The sequence below is a fragment of the Arthrobacter sp. Ha26 genome (assembly GCF_059091705.1).
In genome coordinates, this window is sequence record NZ_JBNHGX010000007.1 from 188088 (window position 1) to 210676 (window position 22589).

22 protein-coding genes, 1 tRNA gene and 1 other RNA gene are annotated in these 22589 nt (G+C 65.7%); 12 read left to right on the top strand and 12 right to left on the bottom strand.

Annotation, left to right across the window (positions count from 1 at the left end):
- Positions 1-119: 119 nt before the first annotated feature.
- On the top strand, positions 120-1556 hold the full coding sequence (gene gnd, locus AC5RVY_RS16580; protein ID WP_493955788.1) for an NADP-dependent phosphogluconate dehydrogenase: 1437 nt from the start codon (positions 120-122) through the stop codon (positions 1554-1556).
- Positions 1557-1666: 110 nt separating this feature from the next.
- On the opposite strand, the gene epsC is transcribed toward gnd, so the two are convergent.
- The 3 genes from epsC to msrA form a co-directional block, all read right to left on the bottom strand.
- Positions 1667-2251, bottom strand: a complete 585-nt coding sequence (epsC, locus tag AC5RVY_RS16585) for a serine O-acetyltransferase EpsC (protein ID WP_493955789.1) — start codon at positions 2249-2251, stop codon at positions 1667-1669.
- 40 nt (positions 2252-2291) lie between these two features.
- Positions 2292-3227, bottom strand: a complete 936-nt coding sequence (gene cysK / locus AC5RVY_RS16590) for a cysteine synthase A (RefSeq protein WP_493955790.1) — start codon at positions 3225-3227, stop codon at positions 2292-2294.
- A 64-nt stretch (positions 3228-3291) separates the two neighbouring features.
- Positions 3292-3816 (bottom strand): peptide-methionine (S)-S-oxide reductase MsrA, encoded by a 525-nt coding sequence (msrA, locus tag AC5RVY_RS16595; RefSeq protein WP_493955791.1) that lies wholly within the window; start codon positions 3814-3816, stop codon positions 3292-3294.
- Positions 3817-3925: 109 nt separating this feature from the next.
- Here msrA and AC5RVY_RS16600 point away from each other — a divergent pair, with 109 nt between their 5' ends.
- Positions 3926-4855, top strand: coding sequence for a Nif3-like dinuclear metal center hexameric protein (locus AC5RVY_RS16600; RefSeq protein WP_493955845.1), 930 nt, complete (start codon positions 3926-3928; stop codon positions 4853-4855).
- A gap of 132 nt (positions 4856-4987) precedes the next feature.
- Positions 4988-5725: a zinc ribbon domain-containing protein gene (locus tag AC5RVY_RS16605; RefSeq protein WP_493955792.1), complete on the top strand. Its 738-nt coding sequence runs from the start codon at positions 4988-4990 to the stop codon at positions 5723-5725.
- Positions 5726-5734: 9 nt separating this feature from the next.
- On the opposite strand, the gene AC5RVY_RS16610 is transcribed toward AC5RVY_RS16605, so the two are convergent.
- A complete protein-coding gene (locus AC5RVY_RS16610) occupies positions 5735-6499 on the bottom strand; it encodes a YaaA family protein (RefSeq protein ID WP_493955793.1) in 765 nt (254 codons plus the stop codon).
- Between the two features lie 55 nt (positions 6500-6554).
- On the opposite strand from AC5RVY_RS16610, the gene rnpB reads away from it, so the two are divergent.
- The 5 genes from rnpB to AC5RVY_RS16635 all read left to right on the top strand — a co-directional run bounded on the left by rnpB (position 6555) and on the right by AC5RVY_RS16635 (position 10473).
- Positions 6555-6947, top strand: an RNA gene (rnpB, locus tag AC5RVY_RS16615) — RNase P RNA component class A.
- 46 nt (positions 6948-6993) lie between these two features.
- Positions 6994-7536: a TspO/MBR family protein gene (locus AC5RVY_RS16620; RefSeq protein ID WP_493955794.1), complete on the top strand. Its 543-nt coding sequence runs from the start codon at positions 6994-6996 to the stop codon at positions 7534-7536.
- A 257-nt stretch (positions 7537-7793) separates the two neighbouring features.
- A complete protein-coding gene (locus AC5RVY_RS16625) occupies positions 7794-9272 on the top strand; it encodes a glyceraldehyde-3-phosphate dehydrogenase (protein ID WP_493955795.1) in 1479 nt (492 codons plus the stop codon).
- Positions 9273-9349: 77 nt separating this feature from the next.
- Positions 9350-9559: a hypothetical protein gene (locus AC5RVY_RS16630; protein ID WP_493955796.1), complete on the top strand. Its 210-nt coding sequence runs from the start codon at positions 9350-9352 to the stop codon at positions 9557-9559.
- A 116-nt stretch (positions 9560-9675) separates the two neighbouring features.
- Positions 9676-10473 carry an HNH endonuclease family protein gene (locus tag AC5RVY_RS16635; protein WP_493955797.1) on the top strand — a complete coding sequence of 266 codons (798 nt, stop codon included), beginning with the start codon at positions 9676-9678 and terminating at the stop codon, positions 10471-10473.
- A gap of 75 nt (positions 10474-10548) precedes the next feature.
- On the opposite strand, the gene def is transcribed toward AC5RVY_RS16635, so the two are convergent.
- The 3 genes from def to orn form a co-directional block, all read right to left on the bottom strand.
- Positions 10549-11121 (bottom strand): peptide deformylase, encoded by a 573-nt coding sequence (gene def / locus AC5RVY_RS16640; protein ID WP_493955798.1) that lies wholly within the window; start codon positions 11119-11121, stop codon positions 10549-10551.
- 114 nt (positions 11122-11235) lie between these two features.
- Positions 11236-11308 (bottom strand) — tRNA-His (locus tag AC5RVY_RS16645).
- A 129-nt stretch (positions 11309-11437) separates the two neighbouring features.
- Complete coding sequence (gene orn / locus AC5RVY_RS16650) at positions 11438-12067, bottom strand: oligoribonuclease (protein WP_493955799.1); 630 nt, start codon at positions 12065-12067, stop codon at positions 11438-11440.
- 155 nt (positions 12068-12222) lie between these two features.
- Between orn and mptB the strand changes: the two genes are divergently transcribed.
- Positions 12223-13779, top strand: coding sequence for a polyprenol phosphomannose-dependent alpha 1,6 mannosyltransferase MptB (gene mptB / locus AC5RVY_RS16655; RefSeq protein ID WP_493955800.1), 1557 nt, complete (start codon positions 12223-12225; stop codon positions 13777-13779).
- Here mptB and AC5RVY_RS16660 read toward each other — a convergent pair.
- From AC5RVY_RS16660 to AC5RVY_RS16670, 3 genes are read right to left on the bottom strand one after another with little or no spacing between them, the layout of a single operon-like run.
- Positions 13772-14455, bottom strand: a complete 684-nt coding sequence (locus AC5RVY_RS16660) for a DNA alkylation repair protein (RefSeq protein ID WP_493955801.1) — start codon at positions 14453-14455, stop codon at positions 13772-13774. The two genes, mptB and AC5RVY_RS16660, sit on opposite strands and share 8 nt — an antisense overlap.
- A gap of 40 nt (positions 14456-14495) precedes the next feature.
- Entirely contained in the window at positions 14496-15236 is a 741-nt protein-coding gene (locus AC5RVY_RS16665) for an alpha/beta hydrolase (protein WP_493955802.1), read from the bottom strand.
- Complete coding sequence (locus AC5RVY_RS16670) at positions 15233-16363, bottom strand: LacI family DNA-binding transcriptional regulator (RefSeq protein ID WP_493955803.1); 1131 nt, start codon at positions 16361-16363, stop codon at positions 15233-15235. Before AC5RVY_RS16670 ends, AC5RVY_RS16665 begins: the two co-directional genes overlap by 4 nt.
- A 172-nt stretch (positions 16364-16535) precedes the next feature.
- On the opposite strand from AC5RVY_RS16670, the gene AC5RVY_RS16675 reads away from it, so the two are divergent.
- The 3 genes from AC5RVY_RS16675 to AC5RVY_RS16685 are packed head-to-tail and all read left to right on the top strand — an operon-like array spanning position 16536 to position 19755.
- Complete coding sequence (locus AC5RVY_RS16675) at positions 16536-17705, top strand: Gfo/Idh/MocA family protein (protein WP_493955804.1); 1170 nt, start codon at positions 16536-16538, stop codon at positions 17703-17705.
- A complete protein-coding gene (locus AC5RVY_RS16680) occupies positions 17705-18919 on the top strand; it encodes a dihydrodipicolinate synthase family protein (protein WP_493955805.1) in 1215 nt (404 codons plus the stop codon). The genes AC5RVY_RS16675 and AC5RVY_RS16680 overlap by 1 nt, the downstream gene beginning before the upstream one ends.
- Positions 18916-19755, top strand: coding sequence for a sugar phosphate isomerase/epimerase family protein (locus tag AC5RVY_RS16685; protein WP_493955806.1), 840 nt, complete (start codon positions 18916-18918; stop codon positions 19753-19755). Before AC5RVY_RS16680 ends, AC5RVY_RS16685 begins: the two co-directional genes overlap by 4 nt.
- Positions 19756-19881: 126 nt before the next feature.
- Here the strand turns inward: AC5RVY_RS16685 and xylB are convergent, their stop codons facing one another.
- Positions 19882-21300 (bottom strand): xylulokinase, encoded by a 1419-nt coding sequence (gene xylB / locus AC5RVY_RS16690; protein WP_493955807.1) that lies wholly within the window; start codon positions 21298-21300, stop codon positions 19882-19884.
- A gap of 2 nt (positions 21301-21302) precedes the next feature.
- On the bottom strand, positions 21303-22490 hold the full coding sequence (gene xylA, locus AC5RVY_RS16695; protein ID WP_493955808.1) for a xylose isomerase: 1188 nt from the start codon (positions 22488-22490) through the stop codon (positions 21303-21305).
- Between the last annotated feature and the right edge of the window lie 99 nt (positions 22491-22589).

Genomic DNA, 22589 nt, shown 5'->3' on the forward strand with positions numbered 1-22589 from the left:
TGGGCGTTACTTTTCTGTGACCGCCGGAATATATATGCTTTATTCAGACCCTTGGTCTGCAACCGGGCTTCCGCGCCAGGGAGCCCGCTGCATATCGCACGTATGAAATTGGAGTTTTGATGTCTGCACACATCGGTGTCACCGGCCTTGCGGTGATGGGTGCCAACCTGGCCCGCAACCTCGCACGGAACGGCTTCACAGTAGCCCTGCACAACAGGTCAGTAGAGAAAACCGACGCCCTGCTCGAACGCTACGGCTCGGAAGGGGACTTCGTCCGGACCGAAACCCTGCAGGAACTGGTCGACTCGCTTGAAAAGCCGCGGCGCGTGCTGATCATGGTCAAGGCCGGCAAGCCGGTTGACTCCGTCATCGAACAGCTGGAGCCGCTGCTGGAAGCGGGCGACATCATCATCGACGCCGGCAACTCCCACTATGAAGACACCCGCCGGCGCGAAGCTGCGCTGGCCAAGAAGGACCTGCACTTCGTGGGCGTTGGTGTTTCGGGCGGCGAAGAAGGCGCCCTGAACGGCCCGTCCATCATGCCCGGCGGCTCCAAGGAGTCCTACAAGGCCCTCGGCCCGCTGCTGGAAAAGATCTCCGCCAAGGTGGACGGCGAACCGTGCTGCGCCTGGGTAGGCACCGACGGCGCCGGCCACTTCGTCAAGATGGTCCACAACGGCATCGAATACGCCGACATGCAGGTCATCGGCGAAGCCTTCGACCTGCTGCGCTCCGGCGCCGGCATCGAGCCGGCCGAGCAGTCCAAGATCTTCACCGAGTGGAACAAAGGCGAGCTCTCCTCCTTCCTGATCGAGATCTCGGCGGAAGTCCTGGGCCACGTTGACGCCAAGACCGGCAAGCCGTTCGTTGACGTTGTAGTGGACGCCGCCGGCCAGAAGGGCACCGGCCGCTGGACGGTCATCTCCGCCCTGGAACTCGGCTCCCCGGTTTCCGGCATCGCCGAATCCGTGTTCGCCCGTGCACTGTCCTCCCAGGCTGGCCAGCGCAAGCTTGGCCAGGAACTGCTGGAAGGCGCGGAAGCCTCGGTGGAGATCCCGGAGACCTTCGTCGAGGACGTCCGCCAGGCCCTGTACGCCTCCAAGCTCGTCTCCTACGCCCAGGGCCTGGACATGCTGACGTCCGCCGCCAAGGAATACGGCTGGGACCTGAAGCTGGACGAAATCGCCTCCCTGTGGCGCGCCGGCTGCATCATCCGCGCTGAACTGCTCAAGGACATCACCAAGGCCTACGCTGCAGACGAGAAGCCCGCGAACCTCCTGTTCGCCCCGGCCTTCACCAAGGCCATCGCCGACGCTCTTCCCGCCTGGCGCCGGGTGGTTGCTACCGCCGTCCAGCTGGGCATTCCGGTGCCGGTGTTCTCCTCGTCCTTGGCATACTACGACGGCCTGCGCCGCAAGCGCGTTGCTGCCGCCCTGATCCAGGGCCAGCGTGATCTCTTCGGCGCCCACACCTACGGCCGTGTCGACGCCGAGGGCACCTTCCACACCCTCTGGGGCGAGGACAAGTCCGAGATCGAAGCAGTGGACACGCACTAACTTCCACCGCGGCAAAGCAAACGGCCGGCCGTTCCCGGAGAAATCCGGGAACCGCCGGCCGTTCTTTGATGTTGATCTTTTCAGGAGTCAGGCAGTGGCGCCGGAAACTGTCATATCCGGTATTCGATGTCGTATTCGGCCGGATCAACGGCCGGTTTGGTCTCGCGCTGCGCGTCCCGGTGCCGCCACTTGGCGGGAACGCCGGTAACGATCGATTCCGGCGGGGCGTCCTTGACCACCACAGCATTCGCGCCCACCGCGCTGTCCCGGCCGATGGTGATTGGCCCGAGGATCTTTGCACCGGCGCCGATGGTCACCCGGTCCCCGATGGTGGGGTGCCGTTTGATCCGCGCCAACGACCGGCCCCCCAGCGTGACGCCATGGTAGATCATCACATCCTCGCCGATTTCCGCCGTTTCACCGATTACCACTCCCATGCCATGGTCGATGAAGAACCTGCGGCCGATGGTGGCGCCCGGATGGATTTCAATACCGGTCCAGGACCGGCCCAGCTGTGACAGCAGCCGCGCCGGAAACCGCAGGGAAGGGTTCTGCCACAGGCGGTGCGTCACCCGGTGGATCCAGATGGCGTGAAGGCCGGAATAGGCGAAAAAGTTCTCAAAAGAACCTCGAGCCGCCGGGTCGTGGGACCGGGCGGCGTCGAGGTCTTCTTTCAGTCTTGCGAAAAAGCCCACAAAGTTCTTTCTACAGGAAACGGGCGGACGGCGGTTCTAATCAGCCGCGGATGTCGTCATAGAGCACGGTGGAGATGTAACGCTCACCAAAGTCGCACACTACGGCCACGATCAGCTTGCCGGCGTTCTCCGGGCGCTTGGCCAGTTCCAGGGCGCCCCACACAATGGCGCCGGAGGAGATGCCGCCGAGGATGCCTTCCTTGGTGCCGAGTTCACGGGCTACCCGGACTGAGTCCTCGAGGGTGGCGTCCAAAACCTCGTCGTAGACGTTGGTGTCCAGCAGTTCGGGGATAAAGTTGGCGCCCAGGCCCTGGATCTTGTGCGGGCCGGGGGCGCCGCCGTTGAGGATGGGGGAGTCCTTGGGTTCCACGGCGACGATCTGGACGCCTGGCTTGCGCTCCTTCAGGACCTGGCCGACGCCGGTGATGGTTCCGCCGGTGCCGATGCCGGAGACGAAGATGTCCACCCCGCCTTCGGTGTCCGCCCAGATTTCCTCGGCGGTGGTGTTGCGGTGGATTTCCGGGTTGGCCTCGTTGGCGAACTGCTGGGCCCAAATGGAGTTTTCGGTGTTGGCCACGATCTCCTGCGCCTTCTCCACGGCGCCGCGCATGCCCTCCGAACCCGGGGTCAGCACGATTTCGGCGCCAAAGGCCCGCAGCATGACGCGGCGCTCGGTGGACATGGTCTCCGGCATGGTCAGGATGACCTTGTATCCGCGGGCAGCACCCACCATGGCGAGGGCGATGCCCGTGTTGCCGGAGGTGCCTTCCACGATGGTTCCGCCGGGCTTGAGCGCACCGGACTTCTCGGCAGCGTCGATGATGGCCACGCCGATGCGGTCCTTGACGCTGTTTGCCGGGTTGTAGAACTCGAGCTTGACGGCAACGGTGGCTTCCAGCCCCTCGCTGAGCCGGTTCAGCCTGACCAGCGGGGTGCCGCCGACCAGTTGGGTCACATCGTCATAAATCCGTGCCATGTACATACGCCTGTCTCTGAAGGGTGGATACTGAGGTCAGCCTAACGAGGCCGCGTAACACCCGCTAAGCGTTAAGCCACGCAGAGTAATATTTCCTGGCCTTTGCAAGCTTGGGGTTGATGATCACCTGGCAATACCCCTGCTCCGGGTGCTTGGCGTAGTAGTCCTGGTGGAATTCCTCGGCAACGTAAAAGCGGGGCAAGCGGCTGACTTCGGTGACGATGGGGTGGGCCCACAGCGCCTGGTTCCGTTCGATGGCCTCCTCGAACAGGATCTTCTCTTCGGTGGTTTCGTAGAACATGGACGAGCGGTACTGCGTGCCCACGTCATACCCCTGGCGGTTCAGGGTAGTGGGGTCATGCAGGGCGAAGAACATGTCCAGGATGACCTCCGCTGGAATAACGGCCTCGTCGAAGGTCACTGCCACCACCTCGGCATGCCCGGTGGTGCCGTTGCAGACCGAGTAGTAGTCCGGGTTCGGATCGTGGCCCCCGGTGTAACCGGACACGACGGAGCTGACGCCCTTGGTCTTCTGGTAGACGGCGTCAAGGCACCAGAAGCAGCCTCCGCCTAAAACAAAAGTTTTCATGACCTCTTCAATGGTTGGCGGCGCCGGATGATTCCCTGGCCATTCCGCAGCAGGCCGTAAAGGCGCTGCCCGGACAGCGCGATGGGGTAAAACTAAGACTATGGAACCTGTGGACACCGACGTTACCGGCCAGGACAATAACGACGGCGGCAATCCCGACGGCGGCGCCCCTTCCGGCGGGGAGGCGGCGGACGAGCAGCCGCAGGCTCCCACCCTGGGCGAGCTGCTCCTGGCGGTCGAGGAACTGTGGCCGGAGTCCCTGGCGGAGAACTGGGACGAGGTGGGACTGGTGGCAGGGCACCCCGCCGCGCCGGTCACACGGGTTATGTTTGCCGTCGATCCCACGCTCGAGGTCATCGATGAAGCCGTGGCATGGGGCGCCGAACTCCTCATCACCCACCATCCGCTGCTCCTGAAGGGCGTCACCACCGTGGCTGCCACCACCCCCAAAGGCCGGGCGGTCCACCGGCTTATCGAGTCGGGCACCGCACTCCTGACCGTTCACACCAACGGTGATTCCGCCGTCGGGGGCGTTTCGGACGTGCTCGCGGACGCCCTGGGACTGCAGGACACCGTCCCGCTCACCGGGGCTGCCAACGGCCTCCCGGAAGAAGGGATCGGCCGCGTGGGGAACCTGGCCGAGGCCATGACCCTGGGGGATTTCGCCGCCCGCGTTTTTGGCATCCTGCCCTCGGTCGCCGGGGGAGTGCGCGTCTCCGGGGACAAGGACGGCCTGGTGCGCCGGATTGCCGTGTGTGGGGGCGCCGGGGACTCATTGTTCAATGAGGTGCGCGCCAGCAATGCCGACGTCTATGTCACCGCCGACCTGCGCCACCACCCCGCCTCCGAGGCCAGGGAAGCTGCACGGAACGGCCGGCCCTACCTGGTGGATGTGTCGCACTTTGCCAGCGAATGGCTGTGGCTGCCGGCCGCGGCGGCTGCCCTGGGCAACGTCCTTGCTGACCAGGGCCACGAGGTGGAAATCCAGGTCAGCACCACCAACAGCGATCCGTGGGACTTCATCCTGACTCCGGGCTAAGCCCGGCAGGCGAGGCCCGCCAGCGGGAGCCGTGGGGACGCAGCGGGGCAAGTGAGCGGGACAGGCACTAGAGTCTAGGAAGCGCCGGAACGGTGCCCGGTTTCGGCCGGCAGGGAGCAAGCGGAGGTAACAGTGGCGAAGGCAGCACCGGCGGAACAGTTGAAGTTGCTTGAGCTGCAGGGGCTGGACGCCAGGCTGAAGTCACTCGCCAACCGCCGCCGCTCGCTGGAAAACGATCCCCGGATCAAGGACCTCGAAGCCGCCCTTTCCGTCGCCAACGGTGAACTGGGCGCCGCCAAGGTGGCCGTGCACGATGCCGAGTTGGAGTTGAAGCGCGCCGAGGCGGACGTGGAGCAGGTTGCCTCCCGGATCGAACGTGACGAGGCCCGGCTGAACAGCGGCACTGGCCTCTCCAAGGATCTCGTGGCCCTGCAGAAGGACATTGTCTCCCTCAACAAGCGCCGCTCGGACCTCGAGGACGTTGAGCTCGAAGTCCTCGAGAAGCTTGACACTCTCCGCGCCAAACAGGCGGCCCAGCAGGCCATCGTGGATGACATCCAGGGATCGTTTGGCGGCATCCGTGCCGAGCTGGATGCAGCGCTGGCGGAGGTGGAGATGGAAGCTGCCGGCCTGCGCACCCGTCGGGCCGAATTCGCGGGCGGGATCGACGCGGGAATGCTCGCCGTTTACGAAAAAACCTTGGCCAAGCGTGGTGTTGGCGCGGCCCGGCTCTTCCACGGCACCTCCGAAGCCTCCGGAATGAGGCTGAGCCCGGGTGACCTCGCCGAGATCAAGGCCGCGGCGCCGGACGACATCGTGTTTTGCCCCGATTCCGGCGCCATCCTGGTCCGTTCGGAGGAATGGGTCTGACCAAACCGGTCAGTTCGGCAGGATGATGTTCAGCGCGTGGGGTTTCCGCGCCGAACCCGCCACGAGTTCAGCGTCCCACTTCTCACGGCTGGCCTTCAGGAGGTCCGACGCCGTTGCCGGGGCTTTGCCTCGCCGTGCCAGCAGGTGCCGGGCCAGCTCGCCGCGGGTGTGCTTCGCAAAGTGGCTCACCACCTTGCGGGAGCCGTTTACCTCGGTAAAGACGTTGACGGTCACGGTCTGCGCCGCCGGGGGAGTCCACGCTGCGGCGTACGTGCTGGAACGGCAGTCCACGAGCAGGTGCCCGGCAACGGACTCTGCCAGTACTTCCGAGAGCTGCGGCTTCCAGAATGAGGCGAGGCGTCCGACGTCGGGCAGTGCCGTCCCCATGGACAGCCGGTAGGCGGGAACGCTGTCGCCAAAGCGGATGGCTCCCCAGAGTGCCGATATGACCAGCACCGACGCGTCCGCCTTTCGGCGCTGCGCAGGCGTGAGGGACTTGTACCCCAGGGCGTCGTACAGAACCCCTGAATAGATGTGGTGGGCCGGAGCCGCCGGTTCCGCGTGCAGCCGGGTATTGCGCTCGACGTCGTCCTTCAGCGACGCTCCGACACCCAGCAGGGCGAGGGCATCCTCATGCGCGCTCACGGTGCCTAGCGCGTCCAGCACTTTGGCCCGGTAGGTGTTCAGCTGCGGGAAGCTGAGGGAAGGCCAGTCGACGGCGGATCCGCGGACCGCGGGCGTCTTGCCTTCGGAAGGGGGAAGGAGAATCAGCACCGTCCGATCCTACCGGCGCAGGGAGAGCAGCCGTCGCCGGTAGACTGGAGGCGGATGGGACAGCCAGGCGGCCGCGCGTCACGAAAGTGGCTCGAGGAACGTCCGGGCTCCACAGAGCAGGGTGGTGGGTAACGCCCACTCGGGGTAACCCGCAGGCCAGTGCCACAGAAAACAGACCGCCTGGGTCGCGCCGGTTTGAAAGCGGCACGAAACAGGTAAGGGTGAAACGGTGGTGTAAGAGACCACCAGCTTCCCGGGTGACCGGGAAGGCTAGGTAAACCCCACCCGGAGCAAGGCCAGACAGGGCACGTTCGAGGGCTGCTCGCCCGAGTGTCCGGGTAGGCCGCTGGAGGGTGCCGGCAACGGTACTCGTAGATGGATGGCCGCCGCTCCCTTTCCGGTAACGGGAGGGGAGGCACAGAACCCGGCGTATCGGCTGTCCCATCCATTTATTTCCGGTTTGACCTTGGAAGCTGTGTTGGGGAAGCTGGACCGTGCCTGCTGAAACTGATGGACAATCCGCCCCGGACCCTGCGCTCCGGTCCGCCCCCTCAGCGGGCAGGCAAGTGGCTGCCCTGGCCGCGTTCCTCGGGCTTTCCTACGCGGTGTGCGTGCTCGCCTCCATCCCGATCATCCTCCACTCAAACGGCTGGTTCGCCGGGTCGGCCAAGGCTCCATGGATGCCTGCAGGGTGGATGTTCCGGACAGTGTGGATCGGACTCTATGCCTTTATTGGGCTGTCCGCGTGGCTGGTCTGGCGCAGGGGAGCGCTGACGGGGCCTGTGGCCCTCTCCTACGGACTGCAGCTGGTGCTGAACCTGGCATGGCCATTCGTATTCTTCGCCTTGTACCCCGTGCTCGGTGCCGCTGCCCTGTGGCTGGCCTTCGCCGTCATCTGTACATTGGCCGGTGTCCTGGGGCTGCTGATCCTGCAGGTTGGTCCGGTCCAGACCTGGGCAGGACTGCTGGTGCTGCCCTACCTTTCGTGGGTGCTGTTTTCTGCCAGCCTCAACCTGTATTCCGCGCTGAACAACTAAGCCTGCTGCAAACTCCGGCACCTGTGTGAGTGATTTCACGCGGGGCTGGCCTTTCCGGGACGGTTCGCCAATTTAGAATGGATAGCGGACGTAGGAGTTCTTCCGCCGGAGTTGCGTTCGCAGCCGGTGGTTTTTCTTTGCACACGCTCCAGGCGCCTGGGGGCCAAATCCCGAAGACGCCGGCGCCCCTGGACATCATCAGGTGGCCGACATCCGTGCACGAGGACGTACACGGCTGAACCGAGGAAGGTATTTCTGTGAGCCAGACGTCAGATTCTTGTCTTGATACGTGGATGGGCCGGGAGGCTCTTGCCGAGGCCATGATTCCGGTGATCGGCCGGCTGTACCGCGAAAACAACGTGGTCACGAGCATCCATGGCCGTAGCCTGATCAACAAGTCCACCATGAACATCCTCAAGGCGCACCGCTTCGCCCGCCGGATGAGCAAGGACGAACTGCTCCTGGAGGAGACGGCCCCGCTGCTGAACACCCTGGCGCAGCTGGAACTTGGCGCAGCCGCGATCGACATCGCCCGCCTGAACCAGAAGTTCAAGGAAGAGGGCGGCGACGCCACCCTGGAAGAGTTCCTCCGCGAAGAGCTTGCTGAGATCGTGGGCAAGCGCGGCGGCGACGACCGCACCAGCACCGATGTTGTGCTCTACGGCTTCGGCCGCATCGGCCGGCTCCTGGCCCGCCTCCTGATCGAAAAGGCGGGCGGCGGCCACGGCCTGCGGCTGCGAGCCATCGTGGTACGGAAGGGTTCGGACAACGACCTGTCCAAGCGCGCCAGCCTCCTTCGCCGCGACTCGGTGCACGGTTCCTTCGAAGGCACCATCCGCATCGACGAGGAAGCCAACACCATCACCGCCAACGGTGTCCAGGTGCAGGTCATCTACTCGGACAACCCCGCCACCATCGACTACACCGCTTTCGGCATCAACAATGCCCTGGTGGTGGACAACACCGGCCGCTGGCGCGACGCCGAGGGCCTGTCCCAGCACCTGCAGAGCAAGGGCGTGGCACGGGTACTGCTGACCGCGCCGGGCAAGGGCGAGCTGAAGAACATCGTCCATGGCATCAACCACCGCAGCATCGAGGACACCGACCGGATTGTGTCCGCTGCCTCCTGCACCACCAACGCCATCACCCCGGTCCTGAAGGCCATCAATGACAAGTTCGGCGTAATCCACGGCCACGTCGAGACGGTCCACTCCTTCACCAACGACCAGAACCTGATCGACAACTTCCACAAGGGCGACCGCCGCGGCCGCTCGGCAGCGCTGAACATGGTCATCACCGAAACCGGTGCCGCCAAGGCCGTGGCCAAGGCACTGCCTGAACTGCTGGGCAAGCTCACCGGCAGCTCCATCCGCGTCCCCACCCCGGATGTCTCGCTGGCCATCCTGAACCTCAGCCTGGAAAACGGAACCACCAAGGACGAGGTCAACAACTACCTGCGCGAGATGTCCTTGCATTCGGACCTGCGCAAGCAGATTGACTACATCGATTCGCCCGAGGTGGTCTCCACCGACTTCGTCGGTTCCCGCCGCGCCGGCATCGTGGACGGCCTCGCCACTGTTTCGACCGAGAAGAACCTGGTGCTCTACGTCTGGTACGACAACGAGTTCGGCTACAGCTGCCAGGTTGTCCGGGTGATGGAGGAAATGGCCGGCGTCAACCCGCCGTCGTTCCCCGCCAAGGAAACCGCCGCGGCCCTGGCAGCGATCGCGGTCTGATCCCACGGGCCCGGGTTCCCCGGGAATTCCCGGCTGATTCGCTGGAATCAGCCGGGAAACGGGACCAGACTGGTGCCATGGAAAAAGAAACGACAATCCAGCACGAGACCACCTTGGAACACGCCTTGGATGTGGCCAAGGCCAACCATAAAGAAGCGGTGCGGCTGCTCGAGGGGGCCAGAGCTGCCCACGCGACGGGCGACGTCAGTGAGGACCGGGTGCGCCAGCTTGAGGGACTCCTCGCCATTGCCGAGGAGGACCTGCGCCGGGTTATCCGGGAGCAGTAGCCACCGCCCCGATGTGACCTTTCACTCGCCCTCCACAGTGTGGATATCGCGGGCAATGGCAGTCTGGTGTCCTAGGCTCTTCTGGTGCATGACGTCACCGGAAGGGCGGGAACCCCATGACCGTGAGCTGGGACGCCTACCGACGGGCCCGCCTCCGTTCCCGGCAGGCATGGGCAATCCTGGCTGTCGCCGCGGTCTCCGCCCTCGCGGCACTGTTCTGGTTCTTCACTGACGGACAGTTTGCGGCAGCGCAGCCTGCCGCGTCCGGGCCCACCGAGGCGCCGGTGTTCGAACCGGCCTGGATGAAACCCGTGGTGCCGGTACACCCAGTGCCCGACGGCACTGCGCTCTCCGCTTTGGACGGCCTCGCCGTAAAGGGGCGGTCCGCCAAGGACAGCTACGACCGCGAGGCCTTTGGCCAGGCCTGGCAGGACGTTGACCGGAACGGCTGCGACACCCGCAACGACATCCTTCGGCGGGACCTGGCCGGTGTGGTGTTCGTCGAAGGCTCCAAGTGCCGGGTGGCGGCAGGTTCCTTCCAGGAGCCCTACACCGGGCAGTTCGTGGACTTCCGGCGCGGCTCCGACAGCAGCCGTGCCGTCCAGATCGACCACGTGGTCGCCCTGGGGGACGCCTGGCAAAAGGGCGCCCAGGGGTTGACTGCCGCGCAGCGGCAGAGCCTTGCCAATGATCCGCTGAACCTCATCGCCGCGGACGGCCCGGCGAACCAGCAGAAAAGCGCCGGCGACGCCGCCACCTGGCTGCCGAAAAACACGTCGATCCGCTGCCACTACGTGGCGCGCCAGATTTCCGTCAAGGCGGCATACGGCCTGTGGGTCACGGAAGCGGAAAAGGATGCGATGAAGCGGGTCCTGGGGGCCTGCCCGGACCAGAAGACTGTTTCAGCCCGCTAAGCACAGCCGTATACACCCTTCTGACCCTCATGCTTCGCCGGGCCCGGGCAGCCAGGCGACCCTTCGCCGTCGGGCCTAATGGCCGAAGGGGTCCGGGTCCACACCCGGCATCCAAGTCAGCCCTGGAACTCCCCAGCCGTTTTTCTTGGCCTGCTTCAGCGCTTTCCGCGCATAGCGGTCCATGAGGCGGTTGACGTAGAGCTTGCCGTCAAGGTGGTCGTACTCGTGCTGGATGACCCGGGCAAACCAGCCTGTAGCTTCAAACTTCACCGGCTGGCCAAATCCGTCAAACCCCTCCACACGCGCCCACTCGGCACGCTTGAGCGGATACGTCCCGCCGGGGAACGACAGGCAGCCCTCTTCCTCCTCATCAGGATCGGGGACGGCGCCGGAGATCTTCGACAAGGTGAGGACGGGGTTCACCAGCGCGCCGGTGGCGGGAGCGCCGTCGTCATTGGCGTACTTGTAGACGAAGATCCTCTTGCCCACCCCTACCTGCGGGGCTGCCAGGCCCACGCCGTTGGCGGCATCGTTGGTTTCGAACATGTCCGCGATCAGTGTCCGCAGCTCGTCGTCGAACACGTCAACTTCGGCAGCCCTGCGGTGCAGTACGGGTTCTCCCCAGATGGTGATTGGCAGAACAGTCATGTCGCGGTCCTCCGGCGGTATCCAATGCAGAAGCAATTGATGCAAAACAAAGGAGGCCGCACCGGATATCCGGTGCGGCCTCCTTGCTGGACGGCTGCAATACCATCCTGTGAGGGTGAGCTACGGGGGTTGAACCCGCGACCTCCTGGACCACAACCAGGCGCTCTGCCAACTGAGCTAAGCCCACCATGCGCCCTGCAGATTTACCGGCTGACCGGCTCTCTGGAAAGGCAACTCAAATAGCTTACCTGCTGTTCAGGGATGCTTTGTCCACTTTTGCCCATTTCAGCGAAATTTCCGGCAAACGTGGTGCAGATTACGCTTCCGGCAGCAGCGGATCCCCGGCATGCGTAATGCGCTTGGCGATCTGCTGTGCGGTGGCGCTGTCCGGCCCGGGCGCCGGAACGAAGACCGCCTCGCGGTAGTAGCGCAGTTCATCAATGGAATCCTTGATGTCCCCGAGAGCCCGGTGGCCGCCCTTTTTCGCGGGGGACTGGAAGTAGGCCCTGGCGAACCAGCGGCGGGACAGTTCTTTGATGGTGCTGACGTCGATCACGCGGTAGTGCAGGTGCTCCACCACGGCGGGCATGTCGCGGGAGAGGAAGACGCGGTCCGTTCCCACCGAGTTGCCCCCCAAGGGGGCCTTGCGGGGGTCCGGCACCCACTTTGAGATGTACTCCATCACGGCCGCTTCGGCTTCTGCCATCGTTATGCCATGGGGGAGCTCCTTGAGCAGGCCGGATTTGGTGTGCATGTCCCGGACGAAGTCGTTCATCTGGGCCAGGGCGGCGTCGTCCGGTTTGATGACGACGTCCACGCCGTCTCCGAGGATGTTAAGTTCGGAGTCGGTGACCAGGGCGGCAACCTCGATCAAAGCGTCGTTCTTGATGTCCAGGCCGGTCATTTCGCAGTCGATCCAGACGATTCGTTCGTTAGATATAGGCACCGGACCAGCCTACCGTTACACCTCCCGGCTACCCTCCGGTGTTAGGATTTCGGGGTATGCGGCGGGTCAAACGTGCTGTCGTTGTAACCGCCCGCGCCGGCCTTGCAGTCCGCCGGACAGAATCGCGCAAACGCAACAGATTGGACCATCCTGAGATGACGGCGCCTGTGCCTGCAGCGGGGGAACTGGTGGCCCCGGACGCTGCTGCGGCAGAATGGGCCGACGTCGACAATCCAGGCTCGCCGCTACTGGCCGGATTCGTGGGCTCGATGTTTATGCTGGTCGGCTCCCTCGGGGTGGGCTGGCTGGCCCCTGTCTCTGAACTTCGCAGGTTGCCGCTGTTCATCTGGATGCGGGCCGAAGCGCCCGGCGTTGCGCTGTCCATCGTCCTGCTGGCAGTCGGCGGGATGCTCTTGGTCCGGGCGTGGCTCCGGCTGGGACAGCGGGTCCGGGTGTGGGGGGAACAGGCCCGGCGGGCGACGCTCATGGCAGTCGTGGCCTGGGGGCTGCCCATGATGTTCAGCGTCCCGCTGTTCAGCCGTGACGTCTACGCCTACATCGGGCAGGGCCGCCTGATGGTGGAGGGCTTCAATCCGTACGAGAACGGTATTTCGGCGCTGTCCAACTACTTCCAGCTGGGCGCGGACAAAATGTGGACCGAGGCGCCCGTTCCCTATGGCCAGCTGTTCCTGTGGATCGAGCAGTTCGTGGTGTGGTCCACCAATGTCCAGCCCGAGGCCGGCGTGATGCTGTTCCGGCTCGTGGCGCTGGCCGGGGTTGTGCTGTGCGTGATCTATGTGCCCAAACTCGCCGAGCTGCATGGAGTGAACCCTAACCGGGCGCTGTGGCTGACGGTGGCCAACCCGCTGTTCCTCACCAACTTCATTGCCAGCGTCCATAATGATGCCCTCATGATTGGGCTGGCCTTGGCCGGCATCTACTACTCGGCCACCCGCCGTGTTGTCCGGGGTATCGTCCTGGTAACCCTGTCCATCGCCGTCAAGCCCATCACCATCGTCTTCCTGCCGTTCATCGGGCTCCTGTGGGCCGGTAAGGATGCCGGCTGGCTTCGGAAGTTCGCCTTCTGGGGGCTGACGGCGGCATTGAGCCTGGGAATCCTGGCCTTGATGAGCCTGGTGAACGGGTTCGGATTCGGCTGGATCAACGGGCTTTCCGCTCCGGGCAGCATTTACATCTGGTACGCGCCGGTGGGGCTTATCGGCATGGTAGTGGCGTCCCTGGCCAATGCCTTCGGGCTCGACGGGCCCGTCCTCGCAGACTGGGTGTTCGACGCCGGAAAGCTGCTCGCGGTGGGCGTCGTGGCCTGGCAGATTTTCCGCGGCGAGCATGACCGACTCATCCGCCGGCTCACCCTGGCGTTTGCGGCGATCGTAGTGCTGGCACCCATGATCCAGTCCTGGTATGTGGTGTGGCTTATTCCGCTGTTCGCCGTCACCGGCATCCGGAATGACTGGCAGGTCAAGGCCCTGTACTTTGTGGTCTCGTTCTTTATGATCTATGCCATTTCGGACCAGCTGGAAGTCTTTCCGTACCTTCAGACCGCAGACCTTGGGCTGGCGCTTGCCCTGGCACGGGTTGCCGCCGCCGTCACCGGCCTGCTGTTCGGCCTCTACCTCATCTTCTGGGACCCCCGCACCCGGACCCTCTTCCGGAAGACCGGCGATCCGGTGCTCGAGCGGCCGGTCATTTAGCCAGGTTTTTCAGTGCCTCACGGCGGGACAGCGGGCCGAGGCTGCCCTCGTGCCCGGCCACAAAGTCCGCCACCCACTCCGGTGCGGTCTTCGCGTACTCCCGCAGGGCCCAGCCAATCGCTTTCCGGATAAAGAATTCCGGGTCCGCCAGGTTCGCTTCGATGACGCGGCGCAGGAGTTCGGGATCGGTACCCGCCTTGGCTTTGAGCTGCGCTGTGAGGGAGGCGCGCCTGATCCAGAAATCGGGATCTGTGCTCCAGCCCAGAATAACGGCCGTCATTTCCGGCCGGTGGGCCTGCAACAGGGCACAGATCCGGCCGGCCACGCCGTCCGCAAAATCCCACCACGCCCCCTGGCGGATGATCTCCTCGTAAACCGGGAGCATCTGCAGATCCGCGGCCACCAGCCTGCCCGCCGTCAGGTAGATGGCGGCATACCGCTCCTCCCGGAATCCGGCGGTACGCCACAATTCCAGGACCGTTGACCGGAGCTGGTCCGCGGAGGCGAAGGGGTAGCGGCCAGCGGCCGCAGCGCTCAGCCGGCGCACCTCCGGCACGCGGACGCCGAGCGAGGGCATGGCCGATTTCATGTACGCCTGCGCTCCCGCGGCTCGTACGGGATCAGCGTGGCCGCGGAGTTCGTTGCGGATGAGGTCAACGAGTTCGCTGTTCACCATGCTGCAACTCTAGCCACGGCTCTGTTCCGGATAAGGCGGGCTAAGGCTGGGTCCAGCCTGCGCGGTCCAGCCAGCCGGCGCAGAGGGCGGGCCACTGGTCCGCCCCGGGTTGCTCGGCCGCCAGGCCCAGTCCGTGGCGGCCCTCGGGGAAGACGTGCAGTTCGGCGGGCACACCGGCGCCGAGCAGGGCCGCGGTGTAGCCCAGGCTGTGGCTGACGGGCACAGCGGCATCATCTGCTGTATGCCAGACGAACGCGGGCGGCGTTTCGGTGGTGACCTGCAGCTCAGCGGACAGTTCGGTCAGGAGGTCTGCCGACGGCGACTCGCCCAGGAGGTTGTCCACGGAGCCCTGGTGCACGGCCTCGGTATAGGACACCACCGGATAGCAGAGCACCGTCAGGTCCGGGACTGCCGCGGGGACGTCCAGGTCAGCGCTGTCGGTGCGTACTGCGGTGGACAGCGTCGCCGCGAGGTGTCCGCCGGCGGAAAAGCCGAGCACGCCCACGCGTTCCCGGTCAACAGCGAGGCCGTGCGCTCCGCCACGGATGTGGAGCATTGCCTGCTTTGCATCCTCAAGCGGCGCCGGGTGCCGGTCAGGAGCAACCCGGTACCGCAGGACAAAAGCGTGAATGCCCAGCCCTGCCAGCCAGTCAGCAACAGGCTCCGCTTCGTGGTCGGCCTGCCGCGCGTAGCCGCCGCCGGGGAGGACCAGGACCGCGGGCCGGTCTCCGGATCCGCCCGCCCGGGAGGGAACCGCGGTCAGCTTCAGCGCCACCGTCATGCGGCCGTTTCCGTGCTGCGCCGCAGGGTGACTTCGCCGGTGATGGGCTGCTGCCGCCCGCCGTCGTGCCCTGCCTGCCCGGAACCGGCGCCGTCTTCGCCGGTATTGTCCCGGGCACCGGCCGCGGTGGGAGCCGTGGCGCGGGTGGCCTGGCGCCCGATCTCTTCCAGGGGAAGGCGCACCGTGGACAGTGCGGGACGGAAATCACGGAGGGTCTCGATGTCGTCAAAGCCGGCGATGGTGGCATCGCGCGGGATCCGGAGTCCCTGCGAACGGAGGGCGGCCGTGGCGCCGATGGCCATCACGTCATTGACGGCAAAGATGCAGAGCTTGCCGCTGGCAGTTCCATCCCCGGCCCCTGCCTGCCGGGCCTTGATGATGTCAGCCAGCTTGAGGCCGGCTTCGTAGCCGCCGGCACGGTTGAATGCAGTGCGGAAGATTTCCGCCGGGTTGCGTCCGGCGGCTGCCAGGCCTTCCTGGAAGCCGCGGATCCTGTCGTCGGAGGTGAAGAGTCCCTCCGGTCCGCCGATGATCACAAAATCACCGTCAAAGCCGGGGGCGAGCTGGCGCGCCAGTGCTGCTGCGAGTTCCTGGTTTGGTACGGCCAGCACATGGTAGCCCTCCGGTGCTGTCGCGCCCACCACCGGGTGGCCCACCACCGCTACCCGGCCGCCGTTCCGGCAATACCGGTCCAGTTCAGCCGCCAGTTCTGCGTTGCCTTCCTGGTTTTCCGGCTGCGAGGAGCGGGAGCCTGCGATCACGATTGAATCAGCACGGCGCGCGGCGAAGGCGGCAACGGCTTCCTTCTCCTCGGCCGGGGCTCCGCCGGTGGTGGCCAGCAGCACCATCTTCCGTTGCTCACGCGCGGCCTCCTGGACGCCGCGGGCGATGGCGGCGAAGTAGGGGTCGGCGATGTCGTGGACGATCAGTCCGATCAGTCCGGAGCTGGACTTTGCCAGGCCCTGGGCCTGCGCGTTGGGAATGTATCCAAGCGAGTCCGCAGCCTGGCGGACCCGGTCCGCAATGTCCTGTCCGGGCTTGCGCGCGGAACCGTTGAGGACCCGGCTCGCGGTGGCCGGAGACACCCCGGCCAGCCGCGCCACCTCGGTAAGGGTACTTGCAGCCACGGCGTCTCCTGATCGGCTTTGTTGGGTCAATAAGCGTAATCACATTATGGCAGTTTCGAGGCCTGACTGGAAAGCGCTTGCCAATAGGTCGGGGGAAGTGCATCATGGAGGTAGTGGGAATGCGCTTTCCCGTTCAGCTTGAGTACAACTGCTCACTCACCGTGGAGGACTTATGGGCTTCGAGACAAAAACAATCCGCATCGCCATGAACGGCATCACCGGCCGGATGGGTTACCGCCAGCACCTGCTGCGCTCAATCCTGCCCATCCGGGACACCGGCGGCTTCACCCTGGAGGACGGCACCCGCATCCAGGTTGAGCCCATCCTGGTGGGCCGCAACGAAGCCAAGATCCGGGAGCTGGCCGAAAAGCACAAGGTCTCGGAGTGGAGCACCGATCTGGACGCCGTCATCAATGACCCCACGGTCGACGTCGTTTTCGATGCCTCCATGACCAGCCTCCGCGCCGCCACACTGAAGAAGGCGATGCAGGCAGGCAAGCACATCTTTACCGAAAAGCCCACGGCCGAAACCCTCGAGGAAGCCATCGAGCTGGCCCGGATCGGCAAGGAAGCCGGCGTCACCGCCGGTGTTGTCCACGACAAGCTGTACCTGCCCGGCCTGGTCAAGCTCCGCCGCCTGGTGGACGAAGGCTTCTTCGGCCGCATCCTCTCCATCCGCGGCGAATTCGGCTACTGGGTCTTCGAAGGCGACATCCAGGCCGCCCAGCGCCCGTCCTGGAACTACCGCAAGGAAGACGGCGGCGGAATGACCACGGACATGTTCTGCCACTGGAACTACGTCCTCGAAGGCATCATCGGCAAGGTCAAGAGCGTCAACGCCAAGACCGCCACCCACATCCCCGCCCGCTGGGACGAAGCCGGCAAGGAGTACAAGGCCACGGCCGACGACGCCTCCTACGGCATCTTCGAGCTTGAGACCCCCGGCGGCGACGACGTCGTCGGCCAGATCAACTCCTCCTGGGCCGTCCGCGTCTACCGCGACGAGCTCGTGGAATTCCAGGTGGACGGCACGCATGGCTCCGCCGTCGCCGGCCTGAACAAGTGCGTCGCCCAGCAGCGCGCCCACACCCCGAAGCCGGTCTGGAACCCGGACCTTCCGGTCACCGAATCCTTCCGCGACCAGTGGCAGGAAGTGCCCGCCAACGCTGAGCTGGACAACGGCTTCAAGCTCCAGTGGGAAGAGTTCCTCCGCGACGTCGTGGCCGGCCGCGAACACCGCTTCGGCCTGCTGTCCGCAGCCCGCGGCGTCCAGCTTGCCGAGCTCGGCCTGCAGTCCAACGACGAACGCCGCACCATCGACATCCCGGAGATTACCCTCTAATGACCTCACTCATCCTTCCCTCCCACGACGGCGGCACCAGGGAGTACCGCCTGCAGGGCGGCACCACATGGGCGCGCCCCGCCGCACCGCTGACTGCCCGCCGCGCTTACGCCGCCGCGCACGTCATCCCCGAGGTCCTGGCGGACAACACCCCCGGTGCCCCCGCCCGCCTCGACTGGGATGCCACCATGGCCTACCGCCACGAGCTGTGGTCCTACGGACTCGGCGTTGCCGACGCCATGGACACCGCCCAGCGCGGCATGGGCCTTGACTGGGCAGCCACCCAGCAGCTCATCAAGCGCACCGGAGTAGAGGCCTCCTCGGTGGTTTCGTCCGGCAACGCAGCCACGGCCGGCAAGTCGGTCCGGGACCTCGTATCCTGCGGCGCCGGCACGGACCAGCTGGACATCGACTCCCTGCCCGTGGGCGAGGCCGGCCTCAAAGCAGTCCTCGAGGCATACCGTGAGCAGATCGCCGTCATCAGCGAAGCCGGACCCAAGGTCATCATCATGGCCTCGCGCGCCCTGGCCAAGGTTGCCCGCGGCCCGGAAGACTACCTGAACGTGTACTCCACCCTGTTGCAGGAGGTGGAGCAGCCGGTGATCCTGCACTGGCTGGGCACCATGTTCGATCCCGCCCTGGCCGGCTACTGGGGCTCGGACCACGTAGCAACGGCAACGGACACCTTCCTTGGCCTCATCAAGGACAACGCGGCCAAGGTGGACGGCGTCAAAGTCTCGCTGCTCGACGCCAGTCACGAGGTGGCCCTCCGCGCCGCCCTCCCCGAAGGCGTCCGCCTCTACACCGGCGACGACTTCAACTACCCCGAACTGATCGACGGCGACGGCAGCCACCACTCCGACGCCCTGCTGGGCATCTTCGCGGCGATCTACCCCGCCGCGTCGGTGGCCCTGCAGAACTACGACGCCGGCAATGCCGTCAAGGCCCGCGAGATCCTGGACTCCACCCGCGAACTGGGCAAGCACATCTTCAGCGCCCCCACGTTCTACTACAAGACCGGGATTGCGTTCATGTCCTGGCTCAACGGCAAGCAGCCCGGCTTCCAGATGGTGGGCGGCCTGCACTCCGGCCGCTCGGTCTGCCACCTGGCCAAGACCTTCGAACTGGCGGACCAGGCCGGCCTCCTGCGGGACCCGGCACTGGCAGCTTTCCGGATGTCCGATTACCTGCGGATCAACGGGGTGGGCGTGTGAGCGACTTCTCGCGCCTCTCCATCAACAGCGCCACCACCAAGAAGTGGACCCTCGCCCAGGTTGTTGAGGGCTGCGTCAACGCCGGCATTCCCTCGATCGGTCCCTGGCGGGACCGGGTGGAGGAAGCCGGCCTGGACAAGGCTGCGCGTCTGATCAAGGATGCCGGACTCCGGGTCTCCTCCTTGTGCCGCGGAGGGTTCCTCACCGCACCCGACGCCGAGGGGCAGGCGGCTGCCCTGGCCGACAACCGGGCCGCCATCCTCGAAGCCGTTGCCCTGGACACCAGGGAACTTTTCCTGGTGGTGGGCGGCCTCGCGCCGGGGGAGAAGGACGTGGTGGCAGCACGCCAGCGTGTGGCAGACCGCCTCGCGGACCTCGTTCCCTTCGCCGAGGAACACGGCGTCCGCCTGGTCCTGGAACCGCTGCACCCGATGTACGCGGCGGACCGTGCCCTGATCTCCACCCTGGGGCAGGCGCTGGACCTTGCAGCGCCGTTCGACGCCTCCACGGTGGGCGTTGCCGTGGACACCTTCCATGTCTGGTGGGATCCCGAGCTGAAGCAACAGATCGAGCGCGCGGGCGGGGAAAACCGCATCGCCTCCTACCAGGTGTGCGACTTCAACATGCCCATCGCCGCCGATCCGCTGCTGTCCCGCGGGTACATGGGCGACGGCGTGGTGGACTTCGCCACCATCGGCACCTGGGTGCGCGATGCCGGTTATACCGGGGACATCGAAGTCGAGATTTTCAATCAGGAGATCTGGGACACGGACGGCAACACTGTCCTGGCCACAGTGAAGGAACGCTACGCGGAGCTTGTTCTCCCGTTCGCCTGACCTGATATAGACCGCGGGCTCCTGCCATGCCTTCCCACCATGGCTGCCAGGAGCCTGCGCCCCACCTGAAAGGACCCGGACCGCCCATGCGGTCCGGGTCTTTCCGTTTCCAGTTGTCTGCAGGTACTAGGCGGACATGCCGGCGTACCGGCGGTAACGTGCCAGCACCCCGCCGTCGTCCTTTCCGGGTGGAAGGTCGACGGCGTCCAGCTCCCACTGCGGAAATTGTCCGGTGAGCGCCGCGGCGGCCTGGCGGGCTGCGCCGTCGGCCACGTATTCGCCGGGGCGGGGAACGGTGATGCTGATTCCCAGCAGCCGGGCCACCGCCGACTGGACGGCGGCGGACTGTGCGCCGCCGCCCACGAGAATGATCCGCCGTGCCTCCACGCCTTGTTGCTGCAGGGCGGCCAGCCCGTCCGCCAGGGAGCAGACCACACCCTCGACGGCGGCGAGGGCCAGGTTCGCCTGCGTGTAGTTGGCGCGGGTGATGCCATGCAGGGAACCGGTGGCGTCCGGCAGGTTCGGCGTGCGCTCGCCGTCGAAATAGGGTACGAGGGTAAGGCCCCCGGCGCCGGCTTCCGCGGACAGCGCCAGCTCGCTGAACCCGGCGAGGCTGACGCCAAGCAGGGCCGCGGTGGCGTCAAAAACGCGGGTGGCATTCAGGGTGCACACCAGCGGCAGGTAATCTCCGGAAGCATCGGCAAACCCCGCCACGAGCCCCGACTGGTCAGCGGCGGGGGTGTCCGAAACGGCAAAGACCGTTCCCGACGTCCCCAGGGACATCACCACATCCCCGACGCCGGCACCCACACCCAGCGCCGCCGCGGCGTTGTCCCCGGCGCCGGCTGCCAGGAGGGCGCCGTCCGGGGTCTTGCCGGCAACGTCCGCCGGACCCAGCACCTCGGGCAGCAGCGGAACGTGCCCCAGTGAAGACTCCAGGACCTCAGGCAGGTAAGCGCCTGCAGCCGTTGAATAGTAGCCGGTGCCGGACGCGTCGGAACGGTCGGTGGCCAGGGCATTGAGGTTGCCCGGCCCGCTCCCGGGGCCGTGTCCCATCAGCCGCCACGTCAGCCAGTCATGCGGCAGGCACACTGCCGCCACTTTCGCCGTGTTCTCCGGCTCGTTGGCCGCGAGCCAGTGGAGCTTGGTCAGGGTCAACGATGCCACCGGGACGGTGCCCGTGGCATCGGCCCAGTAGCGGGCACCGGCAGCAGTGTCGCCGTCGCCCGCGGACCTGATCAGCTCTTCGGCCGCGGCGGCACTGCGCGTGTCATTCCAGAGCAGGGCCGGCCGGATGACGCGGCCGTCCCGGTCCAGGCAGACCATGCCGTGCTGCTGCCCGCCCACGGAAACCGCGGCCACGTCGGATAGCCCGCCCGCCTGCTCTATCGCTTCCTGCAGGGCGTCCCACCAGTGATCGGGGTGGACTTCAGTGCCATCCGGATGGCTGGCCCTGCCCTGGCGGACGAGTGTTCCCGTATCCGCATCGCGTATCACCACTTTGCAGGACTGGGTGGAGCTGTCGATGCCTGCTACCAGCGCCATCGTCAGCGGGCGTTGAGGAGGTGTTCGATGGCGAGCTGGTTGAGGCGGACGAACGCGAAGGAGCGTTCGGCGGCCTTGTCGGCGTCGAAGTCCTCGAAGGCTGCGGCGTCGTTGAGCAGGTCGGCGGTGGTTTCGCCGGCCGCCAGGGTGGGTTCGGCGAGTTCACCCACGCCGGAGGCGGCGAGGGCGGCCTGGACTTCGGGGTCCGCGCGGAAGGCCAAGGCGCGTTCCTTCAGGAGCAGGTAAGTGGCCATGTTGGCCTTGGCCGATTCCCAGACGCCGTCGTAGCCGTCGGTGCGGGAGGGCTTGTAGTCGAAGTGGCGCGGGCCTTCGTAGCGCGGACCGCCGTTGGGGAAGCCGTTTTCGAGCAGGTCCACGGTGAAGAACGCGCTGGTCAGGTCGCCGTGGCCAAAGACGAGGTCCTGGTCGTACTTGATCCCGCGCTGGCCGTTGAGGTCGATGTGGAACAGCTTGCCGGCCCACAGGGCCTGGGCGATGCCGTGGGTGAAGTTCAGCCCGGCCATCTGCTCATGCCCGGTCTCGGGGTTCAGGCCCACGATGTCGCCGTGTTCGAGCTGGGCGATGAAGGCCAGGCCGTGGCCCACGGTGGGCAGGAAGATGTCGCCGCGGGGCTCGTTCGGCTTGGGCTCCAGTGCGATCCGCAGGTTGTAGCCCTTGTCCTTGATGTACGCGGCGGCGGTGTCCACGCCTTCCTTCATCCGGTCCAGCGCCGCGGCGAGGTCCTTGGAGCCGTCGTATTCGCTGCCCTCGCGCCCGCCCCACATCACAAACGTCTCGGCGCCGAACTCCGCGGCGGAATCGATGCTGCGCAGCACCTTGGACAGCGCGAACCGGCGGACGGAGCGGTCATTGGAGGTAAACCCGCCGTCCTTGAACACCGGGTGGCTGAACAGGTTGGTGGTCACCATGGGGACCTTAAGGCCGGTCTCGGCCAGGGCCGCCTTGAAGTTCTTCAGGATCAGCTCCCGCTCCGAGGCCGTGGCGTCAAACGGGACCAGATCATTGTCATGGAACGTGATGCCGTACGCGCCCAGCTCGGCCAGCCGGTGGACAGCCTCCACCGGATCCAGCGCCGCACGGGTGGCAACACCGAACGGGTCAGCACCGGTCCAGCCGACAGTCCAAAGACCAAAAGTGAATTTGTCGGCAGGGGAAGGAGAAAGAGTCATGATGCATCCTTGCAGTCAGTTGTGCAGCCGTTTTCCAGCCACTTAGTTTATCGCTTGAACTATATAGGCGGCATTAGGCTAGGGTCAATAGCAACGGGC

What these genes read in the sequence shown, in the direction of transcription:
- gnd (WP_493955788.1), top strand. Translation starts at nt 120, where the DNA reads ATGTCTGCACACATCGGTGTCACCGGCCTTGCGGTGATGGGTGCCAAC.
- cysK (WP_493955790.1), bottom strand. Translation starts at nt 3,227, where the DNA reads ATGGCACGGATTTATGACGATGTGACCCAACTGGTCGGCGGCACCCCG.
- msrA (WP_493955791.1), bottom strand. Translation starts at nt 3,816, where the DNA reads ATGAAAACTTTTGTTTTAGGCGGAGGCTGCTTCTGGTGCCTTGACGCC.
- AC5RVY_RS16630 (WP_493955796.1), top strand. Translation starts at nt 9,350, where the DNA reads ATGGAAAAAGAAACGACAATCCAGCACGAGACCACCTTGGAACACGCC.
- AC5RVY_RS16635 (WP_493955797.1), top strand. Translation starts at nt 9,676, where the DNA reads ATGACCGTGAGCTGGGACGCCTACCGACGGGCCCGCCTCCGTTCCCGG.
- def (WP_493955798.1), bottom strand. Translation starts at nt 11,121, where the DNA reads ATGACTGTTCTGCCAATCACCATCTGGGGAGAACCCGTACTGCACCGC.
- mptB (WP_493955800.1), top strand. Translation starts at nt 12,223, where the DNA reads ATGACGGCGCCTGTGCCTGCAGCGGGGGAACTGGTGGCCCCGGACGCT.
- AC5RVY_RS16660 (WP_493955801.1), bottom strand. Translation starts at nt 14,455, where the DNA reads ATGGTGAACAGCGAACTCGTTGACCTCATCCGCAACGAACTCCGCGGC.
- AC5RVY_RS16665 (WP_493955802.1), bottom strand. Translation starts at nt 15,236, where the DNA reads ATGACGGTGGCGCTGAAGCTGACCGCGGTTCCCTCCCGGGCGGGCGGA.
- AC5RVY_RS16675 (WP_493955804.1), top strand. Translation starts at nt 16,536, where the DNA reads ATGGGCTTCGAGACAAAAACAATCCGCATCGCCATGAACGGCATCACC.
- AC5RVY_RS16680 (WP_493955805.1), top strand. Translation starts at nt 17,705, where the DNA reads ATGACCTCACTCATCCTTCCCTCCCACGACGGCGGCACCAGGGAGTAC.
- xylB (WP_493955807.1), bottom strand. Translation starts at nt 21,300, where the DNA reads ATGGCGCTGGTAGCAGGCATCGACAGCTCCACCCAGTCCTGCAAAGTG.
- xylA (WP_493955808.1), bottom strand. Translation starts at nt 22,490, where the DNA reads ATGACTCTTTCTCCTTCCCCTGCCGACAAATTCACTTTTGGTCTTTGG.